The organism is Bryocella elongata (genome assembly GCF_900108185.1).
Taxonomy (GTDB): domain Bacteria; phylum Acidobacteriota; class Terriglobia; order Terriglobales; family Acidobacteriaceae; genus Granulicella; species Granulicella elongata.
The window spans coordinates 38,145-56,094 of the sequence record NZ_FNVA01000002.1; the positions used below are offsets into that span (position 1 = coordinate 38,145).

The 17,950-nt window shown below is 60.3% G+C and carries 10 protein-coding genes and 1 riboswitch; of the genes, 5 read left to right on the top strand and 5 right to left on the bottom strand.

What is annotated here, in order from left to right:
- Window positions 1-440 precede the first annotated feature (440 nt).
- Entirely contained in the window at window positions 441-2,057 is a 1,617-nt protein-coding gene (locus C4S68_RS06460; protein ID WP_103932256.1) for an FAD-dependent oxidoreductase, read from the bottom strand.
- A 309-nt stretch (window positions 2,058-2,366) separates the two neighbouring features.
- On the opposite strand from C4S68_RS06460, the gene C4S68_RS06465 reads away from it, so the two are divergent.
- Complete coding sequence (locus tag C4S68_RS06465) at window positions 2,367-2,996, top strand: response regulator (RefSeq protein WP_103932257.1); 630 nt, start codon at window positions 2,367-2,369, stop codon at window positions 2,994-2,996.
- Between the two features lie 434 nt (window positions 2,997-3,430).
- Here the strand turns inward: C4S68_RS06465 and C4S68_RS23580 are convergent, their stop codons facing one another.
- Window positions 3,431-3,592, bottom strand: coding sequence for a hypothetical protein (locus tag C4S68_RS23580; RefSeq protein ID WP_235011423.1), 162 nt, complete (start codon window positions 3,590-3,592; stop codon window positions 3,431-3,433).
- Window positions 3,593-4,366: 774 nt separating this feature from the next.
- Between C4S68_RS23580 and C4S68_RS06475 the strand changes: the two genes are divergently transcribed.
- The 3 genes from C4S68_RS06475 to C4S68_RS06485 all read left to right on the top strand — a co-directional run bounded on the left by C4S68_RS06475 (window position 4,367) and on the right by C4S68_RS06485 (window position 9,385).
- Entirely contained in the window at window positions 4,367-4,882 is a 516-nt protein-coding gene (locus C4S68_RS06475; RefSeq protein WP_103932744.1) for a Dps family protein, read from the top strand.
- 139 nt (window positions 4,883-5,021) lie between these two features.
- Window positions 5,022-5,213: riboswitch (cobalamin riboswitch) on the top strand.
- Between the two features lie 100 nt (window positions 5,214-5,313).
- Window positions 5,314-8,163: a ribonucleoside-diphosphate reductase subunit alpha gene (locus C4S68_RS06480; protein WP_103932259.1), complete on the top strand. Its 2,850-nt coding sequence runs from the start codon at window positions 5,314-5,316 to the stop codon at window positions 8,161-8,163.
- Window positions 8,164-8,245: 82 nt separating this feature from the next.
- Window positions 8,246-9,385 carry a ribonucleotide-diphosphate reductase subunit beta gene (locus C4S68_RS06485; protein ID WP_103932260.1) on the top strand — a complete coding sequence of 380 codons (1,140 nt, stop codon included), beginning with the start codon at window positions 8,246-8,248 and terminating at the stop codon, window positions 9,383-9,385.
- 188 nt (window positions 9,386-9,573) lie between these two features.
- Here C4S68_RS06485 and C4S68_RS06490 read toward each other — a convergent pair whose 3' ends face one another.
- The 3 genes from C4S68_RS06490 to C4S68_RS06500 form a co-directional block, all read right to left on the bottom strand.
- A complete protein-coding gene (locus tag C4S68_RS06490) occupies window positions 9,574-10,020 on the bottom strand; it encodes a helix-turn-helix domain-containing protein (protein ID WP_103932261.1) in 447 nt (148 codons plus the stop codon).
- A 230-nt stretch (window positions 10,021-10,250) separates the two neighbouring features.
- The gene (locus C4S68_RS06495; RefSeq protein ID WP_103932262.1) at window positions 10,251-14,396 is read right to left on the bottom strand and encodes a carboxypeptidase-like regulatory domain-containing protein; all 4,146 of its coding nucleotides are present in this window, start codon (window positions 14,394-14,396) and stop codon (window positions 10,251-10,253) included.
- Between the two features lie 387 nt (window positions 14,397-14,783).
- A complete protein-coding gene (locus C4S68_RS06500; RefSeq protein ID WP_103932263.1) occupies window positions 14,784-16,232 on the bottom strand; it encodes an amidohydrolase in 1,449 nt (482 codons plus the stop codon).
- Window positions 16,233-16,772: 540 nt separating this feature from the next.
- Between C4S68_RS06500 and C4S68_RS06505 the strand changes: the two genes are divergently transcribed.
- Complete coding sequence (locus C4S68_RS06505; protein WP_160115040.1) at window positions 16,773-17,909, top strand: M20/M25/M40 family metallo-hydrolase; 1,137 nt, start codon at window positions 16,773-16,775, stop codon at window positions 17,907-17,909.
- The last annotated feature ends 41 nt before the right edge of the window (window positions 17,910-17,950 follow it).

The following is a 17,950-nucleotide window of genomic DNA, read 5'->3' on the forward strand; positions in this document are numbered from 1 at the left end:
GTCGGCAACCCTCGCTTAGTCTCCTCGTGCGTGGACGAAGAGTTGATATCGTGTCGTTGTCTGGAGCCTATGTCGCCGGGGCCGCGTGAGACAGATGCAATGCGGTTGAGCATCGACGACACTTTCGTGTGGCTGACGAGTGGGACTTGTTACAGGGGGGAGCGGATTGCATTACAGACAGGAACGGAGCTGGGATACAACGGGCGGTGACTGTTCCGTGAACTGGCGGCGAAGGCCACGATCTTCCCGTGGCCTGGAACCCGGGTCCGCTCCTGGTGCGCGCTGAAAGTCCGATCATTATCCTAAAAAGCGCACTCTCCGCCATGCCTCTGGAGGATGGGAGATTTGCCGCACTTTCGTACCGTGCCGGGATCAAAGCCAGCAAGAGACCAGTAAGAAGTCGGCATCGGGCTCAGGAGCTGGGGAGAGATGCTCGGGGCTCAGGCAGCCGTCATCGAGACGGCACAGGCTTCAGCCAGATAGCGGTGTATCTCCGAGATGACAGCGGCACCTTCGCCGGCCGCCGAAGCGACACGTTTGACGGAGCCGGAGCGCACATCGCCTACGGCAAAGACACCAGGCAGACTGGTGGCATAGGTGGAGCGTATGCCGTCGCTTGTATTACCGGTGACGATAAAGCCTGCGGCGTCCAGAGCCAACGTGCCCTCCAGCCATTCTGTGTTGGGCGCGGCTCCGATCATCGTGAAGATATTGCGCGTAACGCATTGGGACTGCCTTCTATCGGAGGCACGGACGATGACGGCGATGGTGTTTTCTCCAGAGGCCTCGATACGGGAGATTGCCGCTCCACAATGCAGAGTGACGTTGGGGTTGGAGCTTAGGCGCTGAATGAGGTAGTTCGACATCGTCTCCGAGAGCGTGTCTCTGCGTACCACCAGGTGCACATGGCTCGCGTGCCTTGAGAGGAACAAGGCTGCCTGGCCAGCGGAGTTTCCTCCACCGACGACAATCACCACCTCACCGGCACAGTGAAGTGCTTCCAGCGGCGTTGCCGCATAGTGCACAGCGACCTTTTCCGCGCAGTCCGAAGACATCTCCAGATCAAGGCGTCGATAACGGGCGCCAGTTGCGACGAGCGCCGCCTTGGCCTGGATGACGGCTCCGTCGCCAAGCTCGACGTCGATACGTTCTCCGCAGTGGCAGATGCGTCCGGCGGCGTGCGTGATCAACAGCTCTGCACCGAAACGTTGGGCCTGGATCTCGGCGTTCGCCGCGAGCTGCTGGCCCGAGATGCCGGTAGGAAAGCCGAGGTAGTTCTCGATTCTCGAACTGGTTCCTGCCTGGCCTCCGGTCGCGTGCCGCTCCAGCACGACGGTGTGAAGTCCCTCGGAGGCCGCGTAGACGGCTGCGGCGAGACCCGCAGGACCGGCGCCAATAATAGCGAGATCGCACTCTCTGCGTGGGACGGTCTTGCCGGCCAGTCCCAGCGGCTCGGCGAGTTCTCGATTCGATGGGTTCCGCAACAGGCCCTGACCCGCCAGGAAGACGGCGGGGAGATCAGCGTTGGAGCACTCGAGAAGGTGCACCAGCGCGGCCGCGTCCTCGTTCAGAGAGACATCAACAAACCGGTGAGGATTTCTGCTGCGGACGAAGAAGTCCCGGACGCGGAGCGTGTCGCTGCATCGCGCACTGCCGATCACCACTGCGCCTCCGTGGCCTGCGCGCATCAGTTCCTCTCTGCGTCCGAGGCAGGCAAAGACGATCGCCTCCGCGAGATCCCCTTCAGACTGGAGCAGAACCTGGAGACGTTCGCGAGAGATCCGCAGGACATCGGAACGGCGCGTGGCCCGGCAACTAAGCAACGAACGCCGCGAGTTGAAGAGGTCCAGCTCTCCGGTAAATGCCCCCTCGGCCACCGCGTGCACGACGTGCACGAAGCCGTCCCGCTTTGTCTCGAACATCTCGAGCCGCCCTTTGAGCACGACAAAGAGGTCGAGACCTGCGTCGCCTTGCCGGAAGAGGATACTGCCCGGAGCCACGGTCTCTTCCTTGCCGTAGCTGCAGAGTCGTTTGAAAGCTTCATGCGCGAGCGTCATAAGCTTTGTTCCTTGTCACCGCGGTTTACGTGCTCTGGAGGACGGGGTAATGCATGCATCTTCGGGCTCCCACAGTATTGCAATGCAACATGCTCTGGAGAAGCCTCAGAAGTGGGGTAGCAAGGCACAACCTTTGCGGCGGCTGAGCTGCTTGCGAGACTGTGCCAGGAGAAAAGCGGAGGCCGGGACATCTCGACCATCGTGTACCTGTCTGACCACACTTTTCGGGGGCTGGGTGCCTATCGCGCAAGCGTAGTCTTAGCCTGTCTGGAGCTTCACGCATGCACCAGGCCAGGCGGCAGGTGACCCATGACCGAGACGAAGAAGATCCGAATCCTGTGCGTCGACGACCATCCACTCGTTCGCGATGGGATTGCCTTCGCGTTACAGCTGCAAAAGGATATGGAGCTCGTCGGCGAAGCGACGACGGGTGAAGAGGCTGTGCAGGAGTTCAAGAAGCTCCTCCCCGACATCACATTGATGGATCTGCAGATGCCGGGCATGAACGGAATCACGGCTATCGAAGCGATTCGAGCGCACTCGCCGAAGGCAAAGATTGTTGTACTGACGACGTATTCAGGGGACGTGCAGGCATCGCGGGCGTTCCGCGCGGGCGCCTCCGGCTACCTGCTGAAGAGCATGCTGCGGACGGAGCTGATCGGCACGATTCGGGATGTTCACATGGGGCGCAAGCGAATCCCCCCGGAGATTGCTGCGAGCCTCGCCGAACACCTTAGCGTCGATGACCTTTCGCAGCGCGAGATTGAGGTTCTCCGCTCGGTCTCGTCCGGAAACTCGAACAAGATCGTGGCTGACGATCTTTCCATCACGGAGGATACAGTCAAGGGCCACATGCGGAACATCATGACCAAGCTCGGCGCGAATGACCGAACGCACGCCGTTCTGATCGCAATCAAGAGAGGTTTTCTGGAAGGGTGAACCGAATGAAACGGAGTCACCCCAGCACGCGGTCGATAGCTCGAGCCGCGCGCACTTACATCCTCTGCATGTCGGCTATCGTCGGCAGCAGTGCACCGGCGACTGCGCAGCGCGCGGAGCCGCCTTGTCCTGGAGCTGACAGTACCGAGCCGGGATCGGCATTGTGCAGTGTGGATGTGGCGAACCCGGACCTGGTGCGACTCGCGGATTCGTCGCCTGATCTGACTCCGTTGCGAGGGATCGCTTACTTCCTCGTGCTTGGCTCATTGATCTGGCTGGGCCTCATCCTGCGCACGTTCTACGCCACTTGGCTGATCCAGCAGCGGCTGCAGTCGCGCTCCAGCGGCCGCCTGGAAGCAGCTCGCGAACTTCATGACACGCTGCTTCAGTCTGTCCACGGCCTGGTTCTCCGGTTTCATTATGCGGTGGAGGAGCTAGACGAGCTTCACCCCGCGCGTCCGGCGCTTCGCCTCGCATTGCAGCGGGCTGACCAGATGATCGTGGAGGATCGCGAGCGCGCCGAGAACCTCGGACTTGAGCCCGATCGAGGGCTGGCTCTCACAGAGAAGATCGGACAGGCAGCCCGAAGCCTTCATCTTGACCTGGGTGGTCCCATCGATGTTGAGGAGAGCGGTCGTCGACGACCACTCTCCCGCCTGGTTGAGGCAGAGGTGTGGCAGATCTGCCAGAGATGCCTTTCGGTTGCCTGCACGGGGGAAATTTCACCTTCGCCAAAGCTCTCCATTTTCTATGGAGACAAGTACTTTGCGCTGCGCTGCAGTCAGTCCCCATGTGGAGACGGCGTTGGCCTTTCTCACGAGAATCCAGCGCATGCGCCTATTGAACTCCGAACGTTGGTGGAGGTTGCTAGAGAGCTTGGCCTTCCCTTTCGTTGGCGGGATCGCGCGAACGGCGGGTTTGCCGTCGAGCTCCGGTTCCCGGCTGCGATCGCATATGAAGGGCCTTCGTCAGGGTGGGGACAGATGTTCCAGAAACCGGCCTCCCTGGAGGCGGTTACTGAGTCAGGCCTGCCCGGTTCAGCAGATCATCGAACCGCGGGGCGGAGCGCAAAGGGCCGAGGTACGAATCGGTCTTGAGGCAGGTGAGGGCTTCATCGTGCGCTTTGCAGGCTTCTTCGAGCTACGAAAACGCGCAAGCTTAGGCACGGCGATGGGATGACGCGCAACCTACCCTTTTGGGCGTTTCACAGTCCTCGCGCAAATGGTGTAGTACTCTCAGTGCCTCTGGTGGAACCTTGCTGCCAGCCCTGACATCAAAGAGCTGTGTCATCCCCTGGGATCGGGCCCGGCCTGGAACTCAACCGGCCCGTTGTTTTGTGCGGGCCGTTATTGCAAGAAGGAGAGAACATCGTGTCTACAACGAGCGAAAAGATCGCGCTTCAGAAGTCGCCCCTCAACGTCCACTCGGATCTGCCGGCCGAGGCCGTGCAGGAGATCAGCGGCGCCCTGAATGCGCTGTTGGCGGACGTCTTCGCACTGTACCTGAAGACCAAGAACTTCCATTGGCACATGAGCGGACCCCACTTCCGTGACTACCACCTGCTGCTGGATGAGCATGGCGACCAGCTGTTCGCGATGACCGATGATGTGGCGGAGCGCGTTCGCAAGATTGGTGGAACCACTATCCGCTCGATCGGGCAGATCGCGAAGCTGCAGCGCATCAAGGACAACGATGCCGACTTTGTGACGGCGCAGGACATGCTGGCTGAGCTGCACGAGGACAACAAGGCATTGACCCTGAGCATGCGCGCGGTGCACGCGCTGTGCGATGACGCCGGCGACGTGGCCACCGCGAGCCTGCTGGAGAACTGGATCGACGAGACACAGCGCCGCTCGTGGTTCCTGTTCGAATCGACGCGCAAGTAGCTTGGGTCGCAAGTCGTTCAGAACATGACGGTGATGTAGTGGTGTTGAGCGGCCGGGGAGATTCCCGGCCGCTTCGCTATTACGCGAGTGCAGCTTATCCACAACCAATGGGGTTGTGGTGCGTGTGTGCGCTAGATATAGTAGGCAAACATTCCATGGTTCCTCCAGCGATGGAGGATGAAAAGGGAATCCGGTGAAACTCCGGGACTGCCCCGCAGCGGTAAGCAGGTACGAACGCCAATCACGACACTGGGTGCGAAGCGCCCTGGGAAGTCTGGCTACTAGGTTTGAACCTGCAAGTCCGAAGACCTGCCAAGGAAACATTCGCTGACGCCTCCGAGGGGAGGCGAGGTGGCAGTGCTGCGTCGCGCCGATCCGGCAGGCGTACCGCTGTTTCTTCGCATCGCTTTCTGAGGCCAAGGAGTTACTCCATGGCCGCTCATACCTCCGCAAGCTCCACTGTCGTTATGCCGCCGATCGCTGCCGCGCCGGAGTCTCTCCTGTCGCTGCAGGTGGCTCGCCGCAACGGCACGCTGTCGCCCTTTGACCCCGCGAAGATCTCGGTCGCGATCAGCAAGGCGTTCATCGCCGTAGAAGGCACAGGCGCAACAGCGTCGCGTCGCATCCATGATGTCGTGGAGTCGATGACGGCGCAGATTGTCGCCGCTCTGTTGCGCCGCAGCGGAACGGGCCAGGTGCTGCATATCGAAGACATCCAGGACCAGGTGGAGCTCGCGCTGATGCGGTCAGGCGAGCACAAGGTCGCGCGAGCGTATGTGCTGTATCGCGAAGAGCGCGCGCAACAGCGACGGGAACTTGCGCCTGCGATGGCGCCTGCTTCGACGCTGGGCTATAGCGTGAAGCTTCCGGACGGACGTACCGAGCCGCTCGATGAGCAGCGCATGGTAGAGCAGGTCACCGCTGCTTGCCGTGGTCTCGAAGGCGTCTCGGTGGATGCAGTGATGACCGAGGTACGGCGCAATCTGTACGACGGCATCCAGCTGCATGAGCTTGGCCTCGCGCAGACCATGTCCGCTCGTGCGTTGGTTGAGAAGGACCCGGGCTACGCCTATGTGAGTGCCAGATTGTTGCTGGGCAACCTGCGTGCCGAAGCTGTTGGTTTCATTCTGCCTGCGGCCAGGGTGCACTCGCAATCGCAGAGCAGCGTCAGCTATGGGGAGTACTTTCCGGAGTACGTGCGCAAGGCAGTTGCGATGGGCTTCCTCGATAAGGAGCTCGCAACCTTCGATGTGGCGCGGCTCGCGGCTGCATTGAAGCCGGAGCGCGATGGCAACTTCCAGTTTCTCGGCCTGCAGACGCTTTACGATCGGTACTTCCTGCACAAGGATGGCGTGCGCTTCGAGCTGCCGCAAGCCTTCTTCATGCGTGTGGCGATGGGCCTTGCGCTGCGTGAGATCGATCGCGAAGGTCGCGCGATTGAGTTCTACGAGCTGTTGTCTTCGTTCGACTTCATGTGCTCGACGCCGACGTTGTTCAACGCGGGCACACTGCGTCCTCAGCTTTCGTCGTGCTTCCTTACCACGATTGCTGACGATCTCGATGGCATCTTCAAAGCGATCAAGGACAACGCCCTGCTTGCGAAGTACTCGGGCGGACTGGGTAACGACTGGACACCGGTGCGTGGACTCGGTGCGTATATTGCAGGGACGAACGGGCAGTCGCAGGGCGTGGTGCCATTCCTCAAGGTGGCAAACGATACGGCCATCGCGGTGAACCAGGGCGGCAAGCGCAAGGGCGCGGTGTGTGGCTATCTGGAGACATGGCACATCGATGTGGAAGAGTTCCTCGATCTCCGCAAGAACACGGGCGACGATCGTCGTCGCACGCATGACATGAACACTGCGAACTGGGTCCCCGACCTGTTTCTCGAGCGGGTGGAAGCCGATGGCCCATGGACGCTGTTCTCCCCCGACGAGACGCCTGATCTCCATGATCTCTGCGGTAAAGCCTTTGCAGAGCGCTATGCGCAGTATGAAGCGAAGGCTGAGTTGGGTGAGATGAAGGTGAGCCGCAAGGTACGTGCGTTGGATCTATGGCGCAAGATGCTGACGATGCTCTTCGAGACGGGACATCCGTGGATCACCTTCAAGGACCCGTGCAACCTGCGCTCGCCGCAACAACATGTGGGCGTGGTGCACTCGTCGAACCTTTGCACGGAGATCACGCTGAACACCAATGACCGCGAAATTGCGGTGTGCAACCTGGGGTCGGTGAATCTTGCGAATCATGTGACGCCTGAAGGGATCGACGAGACGCGCTTGCAGCGCACCGTGAAGACAGCGATGCGTATGCTCGACAACGTCATCGACATTAATTTCTATACGGTGCCGGAGGCACGTTACTCGAACCTTCGCCACCGCCCCGTGGGCATGGGCATCATGGGGTACCAGGACGCGCTCTACGCTCTGAGGATTCCCTTTGCCTCGGAGGCTGCGGTGCGCTTCGCCGATCGCAGTATGGAGCTTGTGAGCTTCCACGCGATCTCGGCATCGGTGGATCTCGCGGCAGAGCGCGGGCGTTATGCGACGTACGAGGGCTCGCTGTGGAGCAAGGGCATTCTCCCCATCGACTCTATCGAGATCCTGCAGCAGAACCGTACGCATACCCTGGACCTCGATCGCTCGTCCACGCTGGACTGGAATGGACTACGCCAACGCGTGATGAGCGTTGGCATGCGCAACTCCAACACGCTCGCGATTGCTCCTACAGCGACGATCTCGAATATCTGTGGTGTTACTCAGTCGATCGAGCCGACATATCAGAACCTCTTTGTGAAGTCGAATATGAGTGGTGACTTTACTGTGGTGAATGCGGCACTGGTGCGAGACCTGAAGTCGCTGGGCTTGTGGGATGAGGTGATGATCTCGGACCTCAAGTACTTCGATGGCTCGCTGGGGAACATCGAGCGTGTGCCTGAGGAGATGAAGAGGCTTTATGCGACGAGCTTCGAGATTGAGCCCACGTGGCTGATCCAGGCCGCAGGGCGCAGGCAGAAGTGGATTGACCAGGCGCAGTCTTTGAACTTGTACCTTGCGCAGCCCAGCGGGAAGAAGCTGGACGCTCTGTATCGCGAGGCCTGGCACGCGGGGCTGAAGACGACGTACTACCTTCGCTCGAGCTCCGCAACGCATGTCGAGAAGTCGACCATGCAACGCACCGATGGCAAGCTCAACGCCGTCGCTGTCGCGGCCTCGACCAGCGACTATGCCGGGCCGAAGCAATGTGCGATCGATGACCCTGGCTGCGAGGCTTGCCAGTAGGGTTGCACTCTGATCGCGCGGGAGCATGTCGCCAAGTTGCGCTGCTCCCGCCAACGTATTTTTTAAATTTCTCAGGAGTCCCATGTCCGTGCTGAACTGGAACGAACCGAACGAGCAGCCCACGACGCTGGTGCTGACACAACCTGATGCTGGCGACCTTGCCGGTCCGGATCCGACAGGACTTGGCGACATCGCGCGAGGTGCAGCGCGCGTTCGCGTCGATGACAAGGCGATGATCAACTGTCGTGCTGACGTGAATCAGTTGTTGCCCTTGAAGTATCGGTGGGCGTGGGAGAAGTATCTCTCCGGTTGCAACAACCATTGGATGCCGACAGAGATCTCGATGCAGGCAGACATTGCGTTATGGAAGTCGCCCAACGGCCTGACAGAAGACGAGCGGCGAGCCATCAAGCGCAATCTTGGATTCTTCGCGGCCTCTGAGTCGCTGGTTGCGAACAACATTGTGCTTGCGATCTACCGACACCTCACCAACCCCGAGTGCCGCCAGTACCTGCTGCGCCAGGCGTTTGAAGAGGCAGTGCATACGCATACGTTCCAATACATCGTCGAGTCGCTGGGCCTCGATGAGGGCGAACTGTTCAACATGTATCGTGAGGTGCCTTCGATTACGGACAAGGCCTCTTGGGCGCTGAAGTATACGCAGCATCTGAGCGATCCGACGTTTTCGACTGGAGCAACGGACACGGACCAGTCCTTCCTGCGAGACCTCATCGCGTTCTACGTCGTCTTCGAAGGGATGTGGTTCTACACGGGGTTTGCGCAGATCCTCTCGCTGGGACGCCGCAATAAGATGGTGGGCATCGCAGAGCAGTACCAGTACATCCTGCGAGATGAGTCGATCCACCTGAACTTTGGCATCGACGTGATCAACCAGATCAAAGCTGAAAACCCGTATCTGTGGACAGCGGGCTTTCAGGATGAGGTGCGAGGGATGTTGCGATCTGCCGCGGAGCTTGAGGCTGCCTATGGACGTGACACGATGCCCAACGGCTTCCTTGGACTGAGCGCGGCGCAATGCGAGCAGTACATGCACTTCATCGCGAATCGGCGCTGTGCACAACTGGGACTGGAAGCTGTCTTCGCGGTGACAGAGAACCCCTTCCCGTGGATGAGCGAAGCGATGGACCTGAAGAAGGAGAAGAACTTCTTTGAAACGCGGGTCATCGAGTATCAGAACGGGGGCTCTCTGGCCTGGGATTGAGGACAGGGAGTCAGATCGCTCAGGCTCGGCTGAGCGATCCTGGCGGATCAGCTGCTCGTGGATGCAATGGGTGGAAAGGCTTGCGCGCGAGCTTGAAACGTCTTGTGTCAGGGGGCGTGGCTTCGGCGGTTCATGTTTGCAGCCAGTGTCCCAGGAGGTTGGTTCACGCTGCCGGCCCTGAGCCAAGCTCAAGCGACGAGGCCAGCTTTGTAAGCAAAGTCCAGAGAGCTTCTGTAGGATGCTGCGGCCCGCAAGGGGAACGTCGTGAGAGCGGCGTCTTCGGCGTGGTGTTGAGCGCGCCACCGTGCGGGGGATGTTCCCACGCTCGAGGCGAAGGTGCGGCTGAAGGCCGCCTGGTCAGAGAAGCCTGCCTCGGTCGCGATCTCGGCGAGAGAAAGCGACGAACTCAGCAGCAGTTTCCTGGCCTGCTCCACCCTGCAACGGATCACAAATTGATGCACCGAGGTCCCGAAGGATGTGCGGAAGCACCGGCAGAAGTAGCTGGTGGAGAGCCGGCACTCGGCGGCGAGCCGGGCGAGACTAAGGTCGCCGCGCAGATGTCGCTCGATGAGGTCCATGGTGCGACGGCGCTGCCAAGGTGCGAGTCCGCCGCGATAGACGGGGTTTGCCAGCATCAGTCCTCCTATGGCCCTTAGCCGAAGGCCGCAGAACACAATCTCGTCCGGTGTGTGCTTAGGCTAGGCGGGATGGCGTCGGGGTTGAAGCCCCAGGATTACCAATGTGGTGCAGTCATTTCGAGGGGCGTTGGAGGCCGGCATTTTCGAGAGGCGGCGACGGCCTTCGAGGCAAAAGAAGGCGGCGCTGGAGGTTGCCCTCCAGCGCCGCCGGTTTGTATTGCGTTGAGTTAGAAGTTGGCGCGAACGCCCATCTGGATCTGACGCGGAGTGTTGCCCTGCGTCTTGGTGACGCCCCATGCCGAGGTGCTCTGCAGGCTGAGGGAGGGATTGGCGAAGTCCAGGTGGTTGAGGGCGTTGAACATTACACCCGAGAACTCGAGGGAGTAACGATCGAAGATACGCATTTCCTTCTTCACGCTCAGATCGACGTTCATGTAGCCAAGGCCAGAGACGGTGCTCGAGAGGCTGTCCTTGGTGTCGTAGCCGAGGATCGGTGCGCGAACCGTGGCGTAGACTGCGTCGGGGTTGCTGAACATGTTGACTGCGGCGGATCCAGGACCCTTGACGGAAGTACCGGTTGTGGAACCGGTAATGCCGCGGTAGGTGTGCATCACAGCAGGCTCATGCTTGGTGAAGATGCAGGTTTCGCTGTCGGTGAAGGTCGAACCGTCTTCGCCACCGAAGTTCTGACCGCTGTTGTTGGATGTGCACTGCAGGGGCTGACCGGTACCGGCGGTAACTACAGGAGAGAACGTCCAACCGCCGGCGAGGCGGCCGATGATACCGTTCTGGCCCTTGAACCACGGGGTCTGGTAAACCACGAAGGTGTTGAAGATGATCTTCTGATCGAAGGACTGACGACCATACTGGTTGGCGAGGTTGTAGGAGTCCTGCGCCGTGATGGACGACGTGGACTGGTTGTAGGTACCGAGGCCGAGCGCCTTGCTCCAGGTCAGGTTCTCCTGCAGCGTGATGCCGTGGAAGCCGCTGATCTTGTACGAGACGTAACCGCCGTGGTAGTTAGCCCAGCCATCCGGTGTACCGATCGAGATACCGGTGACCGTCTGTCCAGCCGAACCGTAGGTGGTGTTCGAGGTTGCTGTACCAGCGAGCGAGCGGTTGAACGTGAAGCCCGCCCCATTCGCACCGTTCATGTTGTTGTCCAAAGCCTGCCATAGGGAGAACACCTGTTGCGCGCCGAATTTGCTGGCTTGCTTCATTACCAAGGCCTGTGTGCAGCTCGTCGCTGCGACGTTACTGATTGAGTCGGTGTAAGCGCAATATGGTGAGGAAGCACCGCCGAGAGCAGCCTCGAAGAATGGCTGAGCTGAGACGATTGGGAAGACCCGGGTCGCAGCCTTTGAGGATGTCGCGGAGGTAGTGGTCGCCTTGCAGGCAGCGGCGGTCTGGGTGCAACCCATGGCCGATTCAACGGCGGCATAGGCCTGTGCGAAGGATTGCCCATTTAGTGCCAGGTTGTACGGAACCTGATTGGGGTTCTTCATGATGTAGTCGTGGTTGATGTAGCGACCGATGTAACCGACCTCAAGCAGCTGACGGTGACCGATCTGGCGCTGAATCGACAGGTTGAAGGTGTCGGCGTAGCTGGGACGGAGGGACGGATCGAGCGGCGAAGCGATCGAAACGCCAGGACCGTCGATACCAGGACGGTAGGGCTGCGGGAGGGTGGTGGGGGCCGGCGCCGAAGCGAGGACGGGCGAGGTGCCGTCGACGCCGAAGCGGTAGGCAGTGTTGTCGTTGAAGTTGAGCGAGTTGCAGCCACTGGCCTGGGCGTACTTGCACTGCGTCGCCAGGATGAGACCCGGGCTGAGCAGCGGATTGAGCACCTGCAGGTCACCATTGATACGCGCATAGAGACGACCGTAGCCGCCGCGGATTACGGTTGCTCCGCTACCGAAGATCTTGGCCATGCCTTCGTTGGTGAACTTGGGGTTCCACGCGAAAGAGATGCGTGGGCTGACCGAAGCGTAGTAGGGGTTGTAGGCGTACTTACGACCGCCACCGTCCACATTCTTCAACAGGGCGAAGGCAAAGTAGGGGTTATAGACGGTGCCCTGAGCTGCCGCTGTGTAGCGGTTCTCAAGCCACTTGTCCGTGCTCTGCTCGTTGCCGCTGGGGTCGGTCCACATCACCTGGTTGCCGTTCGCTTCGTGCGGCGGCATTTCGATGGCGTAGCTGATGCCGTAGTTCAGCGTCAGGGTGGGGGTTACCTTCCAGGTATCGGTTCCGTAGATGTTGTAGTACGGAATCGTGGTGTGCGCTCCGATGGGAGTCGCTGCCGGGTTGAGCGTCAGCGTGCCACCGTTGTTGGTGTAGGTGTTGGCAACCTGCGTGTCGGTCACGATGCCGTAGTAGGTATCGAGGATACGAGCGTAGTTTGCGGTACCCGCACCGACCGAGCCGAGGCCCGTCGCGGAGTACGCCACGTTACCACCACCGCCGGAATCACCGATCTGGTAGGTCGGCGTGTAGTTGATGCTGGCGCCATTGTCCGTGCGCTGGTGGTAGTTGAAGTTGTGCTGGTACTGGAAGCCGGCCTGAAGAACGTGGTTGCCCTTGATCTTCGTGAGGTCGTCGCGGAAGAAGTTATCCTTGCCGAGCCAGATACGAGTACGGATGTTCTGTGCGTTGACGTTGTACGGAGCGAGCACGGTGGTGGTGTTCTCACCCAGCGGTTCGATCACGCCGCCTGCACCGGAGATCTGCGCAGGAGCGCCTGCACCCTTCCACTGCCAGAAGTTGCGCAGGTAGGAGTAGTGGAAGTCGTTGGTCAGCGAGGAGCTGATGTTGGTGGTCATACCAACAGCGAGGAACCAGGGCTGCTGAGGACGCGGGGTGAGAGCTGTCGGGACGCCCAGCTTGTCGTTGCCGATGACACCGCCAATGTCAACCTGATTGCTGGTGACATTCTGCAGGTTGTAATAGCGGTAGGTCGCCATGAAGTGCCACTTGTCACCGAAATCGTGATCGAGACGGGTGGCGAGGAAGTTAGAACTCTGGGGGATGGAGATATTGGCCTTGTAGCCGATGGTGTTGACGCCATCGCAATACGAGGTGGACAGGGCACCGCAGCTCTGATCGAAGGTCCCGTAGTAGGACTTTCCATCTCCGCCGGTCGAACCGGTCAGGCTAGCGGGAGCCACCGGAAGCTGGGTTTGGTAAAAGGTCTTCATCGTCGAGTTGAAGCCGAGACCGCGCGGATCAGCGTTCGTCAACTGCTGTGAAGAGCAGGTGGAAGAGGGGGCAGTGGTGGAGCCGTTAAAGGTGCAACCACCCTCATTGGCCGCAAAGGTCAGCTGGCCGTTCTGGAGGTAGTTGTAGGACGGAATCGTGCGCTCGTACGTAGCAGCCGCAGGGTAGCGGAAGCCTTCGTAGTTAGCGAACAGGTAGGTCTTACCGCCGAAGTACTTGGGAAGGATCGGGCCGCCAGCAGCAGCGCCGAAGCGGCTGAAGTGGTAGCTCGGCTTGGGCGTGTAACCGGTGCCGGGGAAGTTGTTCTGCCAGGAGTTCGCGTTGAAGGTGTTGTCGAGGTAGTACTCGTACACCGTGCCGTGAATGGTGTCATGGCCGCGCTTGGTAACGACCTGCGAGTTGGAGCCGGTGGAGTTGTTGAAGTCCGCCGTCTGACCCGAGGTGGACACCTTGAACTCTTCGATGGAGTCCTGGGGCATCGGCATAACGCCGGATGCGCCAGCGCCGAGGAAGCCGCCCGTGGTGGAACCGAGGTTGTTGCTGGTGTAGACGCCCTGTGTGCCGTCCATATCAGCCGAGTTCTGACCGCCGTCGAGCGAGATGCTCGCCTGATCCTGCGCGGTACCGGCCACGTAGCCTGCCGGCGAAACGCCCGGCTGCATGGTGACGAACGTGGCAACGTCGCGGCCGATAGCGGGCAGCGAGTTGACCATCGCCTGCTCGACCGTCTGACCGGTGGTGGCGTTGATCGTCTGTAGGTCGGCGTTGGAAGCCTCGACCGAGATGACCGTGCTTTCCGCACCAACCGCCAGCTTGAAGTTGGCCGTCGACTGGGTACCAACGTTCACGGTGAGGTCCGGAATCTCGTCGGTCGAGAAGCCGGGCTTGGTCACCTTGACGTCGTAGGTACCGATGGGCATGTCAGGAACCACAAACTGGCCGTCCTTGTTCGTGACGGTCGTGCGGGACGTAGCCGACTTTGCGTCGGACACGGTAATGGTGGCTCCCGGAATGACAGCTCCGGTTGGATCGGTGACGGTGCCGGTGATAGTGCCGGCGTTTGCGGACTGGGCTCTGGCAGTGCTTGCTCCAGCCACACACAATGCTGCAAGCAGCACTGCACAGGAGATACGGCGATACAACGATGAGAATCGGTCCATCGAGAGAAAACCTTTCCCTTTGCGTCCACCGGACGAAGGACGAAATGGCCAAGTGTTTGTGGTGAAAAAGTGAGACAGCGGGAATACGAACTGCTTGTTTGTGAAGCGGTCAGTCTTTGAACGAGAAAGCCAGCTACATCGACTACAAAAGTTTCGACACCGCGCCCTCAGCGGAAAAATATGGCGCTGTGCCGATCGTCCGGAGAAGTGGATACACTTCGGACTTCAGTCGAAGAAAACTGCTTTGTGACGATGAGGTGAATGTACTATGATCTTGCTCCTCACGCAACTCATTTGAGGGTTTTCCTTTCACTGATATGTGCTATTTCAGGGCATGGAAAAGGGCGAAGCATCTTGTGCTTCGCCCCCTATCTTTTTTGCTTTTAGCTACTTGCCGCGATAGTTGATCAGAGGCTTCTGACCCGCGGGAATCGGCGAACTATAGGTCTTTCCGGCCAGTTGTTTGTCGAAGTCTGCCTTGGCGTCGGACACCAGCTGCGGTGTCGTGAAGAGATCAATCGCAGTAAGAGCCAATGCCTTGGACGCAATGACCATACCCGTCTGCCCGATGCTCATGCCTGCCGACGCTGCGGCCTGCCAGCTGTGCGCCGCCACGCCCGGAACAAACGTCGCGGTCGAGAATCCGATCGTCGGAACGTTCCAACTCACATCGCCTACGTCGGTTGAGGCGGAGGGCTGATTCGGATCGTAGGTGCGCAGCGGCTGGACCTTCTCGGTGACATCGAGCGACGGGATGCTTTCTGCATTCAGCGACTTCCGCAGCTCAATCGCGAATGCCTTCTGGTCGGGTGTCATGGTGTAGCCGCCCACTTCTTCGAGGTTCTTTTGGGCAACCGGGGCAAGGGCGTCGTTGGGGATGATGTTCGCGTCGCTGCCGATGTCGGTCACCTCGAGGGTGGTACCGGTCATCAGGGCTGCTCCCTTCGCCACGTCGAGGATGCGCGCCCATACGCCGGCGAGCGTCTGGTTGAAGGGGCTGCGCGCCATCAGGTCCATCTGGGCGAGGTCGGGGACGATGTTCGGTGCGGCGCCGCCCTTGCTGATGATGTAGTGAATTCGGGTGGTGGCGGGTACGTGCTCGCGCATGTACTCGAGGCCTGTGCCCATGAGCATCACTGCATCCAGCGCTGATCGCCCGCGGTCCGGCGACATGGCGGCGTGCGCGGCTACACCGTGGAAGGTGAACTTGGCGGAATCGACGGCGAGCGCGCCGCCGTTCGCTACCGTGTTGGAGTTGCCGGGATGCCACTGCAGCACGACGTCGACGTCCTTGAAGAGGCCGTCGCGCACCATGTAGACCTTGCCCGAACCGCCCTCTTCGGCCGGTGTGCCGTAGAAGCGCAGGGTGCCGGCGATGTGATGCTCGGCCATGTACTGCTTCACGGAGACGACCGCGAGCGCGGCGCCGGCGCCGAGCAGGTTGTGTCCGCAGCCGTGTCCGGGAGCGCCGTCGACGACGGGATCACGATCCGGCACGGCCTTCTGTGAGAGGCCGGGGAGCGCGTCAAATTCGCCCAGGATGGCGATTACCGGCTTGCCCGAGCCATAGCTGGCAATGAAACCGGTGGGTTCGTCCGCAACACCCGCTTGAATGCTGAAGCCCGCGGCCTTCAGCTGTTGCTGCAGCAGGGTCGAACTCTTGTTCTCGTGGTAACCCATCTCCGCGTAGTCCCACACCTGTTTGGAGACGTCCTTCCATTGCTGCGCGTGTTCATCGACGATCGCCTTCAGCTCCTTGTGAGCTGAAACGGAAGACTGCGCCCAGACGGCGGGAGCAAGGGCAAGCAGGGCACTGCAGGCAAGCAGACGCTTCATAAAGAAAATCCTCGTGGTTATGCGCCGATGGGTACGGCAAAGCTGATCCGGCACGGATGTGGCGCGAGGAACGCCTCGCGAATACCGCACCGGCGCAGGTGCTTCGCGCAGGAGAGCAGGTTGACACTCGATGAAACAGTGATTACAACCGATGCTATCGCGATACATGCGGTACCACGCAACCGGTACCTCTCAACCAAGGGCAGTTGTGAGCTGAACCGCTCTGCTTCCGCGCCGCCGTGTCCTCTGCAGTGCTCTTCGCCGGCGCGAGGTGCAGTCGCTTCAAATCCTCACGCTCCCGCAACGAGTCTTCCAGCCTGTCTCGTCCCTGGCGTGATGACGGAAGAGCCCATCTGCGGCTCGCCGATCTCGCCGGGATTCCCGGAGTTCCGCATGTTCCCAGCACGTCCGAAGCCAGCCTCCCGCCGCGTTCTTGCGGCCGGTTGCTGTGCTGTCGTCGCCCCCCTTTTCGCCTTCGCGTCGTCTGCCGCTGCGCAGACGCCCTCCGAGATTCTGGCCCGGCCAGATGTTCAGAAGGCGATGGCAACGATCAAAGAGACTGAGCCTCACTTTGTCGACGAGCAGATCCGCCTCTGCGAGATTCCTGCTCCTCCGTTCAAGGAAGATAAGAAGGGTGCGGAGCTGGCGAAGCTCTTCAAAGCTGCTGGCCTGCAGAATGTCCGCATCGACAAGGCTGGGAACGTTCTCGGCGACCGCCAGGGTGCGGCTGCGACGCCTCACCTGGTGATGGCCGCGCACCTCGATACGGTCTTCCCAGAGGGCACGGACGTGCATGTGACGCGCACCGGCAATGTGCTCAAGGGACCCGGTATCGGCGATGACTGCCGTGGGCTTGCAGCGCTGCTCTCGGTGATCAATGCCATGCAGAAGCACTCGTTGAAGACCGCCGGCACCATCACTTTCGTCGCCGATGTCGGCGAAGAGGGTCTGGGCGATCTTCGGGGCATGAAGGAGCTGTTCGGCACGACGATGAGGGGCCAGATCGACGACTTCATCTCGATTGAGCCAGGTGAGGCCGACCGTGTAAGCAACGGCGGCGTGGGCAGCTATCGCTACAAGGTCACGTTCATGGGCCCCGGTGGTCACAGCTACGGCGCCTTTGGTCTGGTGAATCCGATTGCAGCGATGGGCCGTGCGATCACCTACATCGACCAGATCGTTCCTCCGAAGGATCCGCGCACAACCTTCAACGAAGGCGTCGTTGGCGGTGGTACTTCGGTCAACGCGATTCCGTTTGAGGCGTGGTTCGAGTTCGATGAGCGCTCGCCGGATGTGAAGTCGCTGGATGAGATGGACGCGAAGTTCAAGGCTGCGGTGCAGAAGGGCGTCGATGACGAGAACGCTCGCTGGGGTAAGGGCAAGATCACGGTGAAGATGGAGACGCTGGGTATCCGACCGGCCGGTGAGACGCCGCTGGATTCGCCCATCGTCAAGACCGCGACCGCATCGATCAAGGCTCTCGGCTTCGGCGACGCGAGTTATGGCGCAGGCTCGTCAGACTCCAATGTGCCCATGCACCTCGGCATTCCTGCGATCACCATCGGCGGCGGTGGCAAGGATGCCGGCGCGCACTCGCTCAACGAGACCGATGACGTCACCGACTCCTACAAGGGACCGCAGAACGCCCTTCTTATCGCTCTTTCGATCTTGAAGTAACACGTCCTTTCTTCTAACAAGGCAGTTGCAGTCATTCAGGA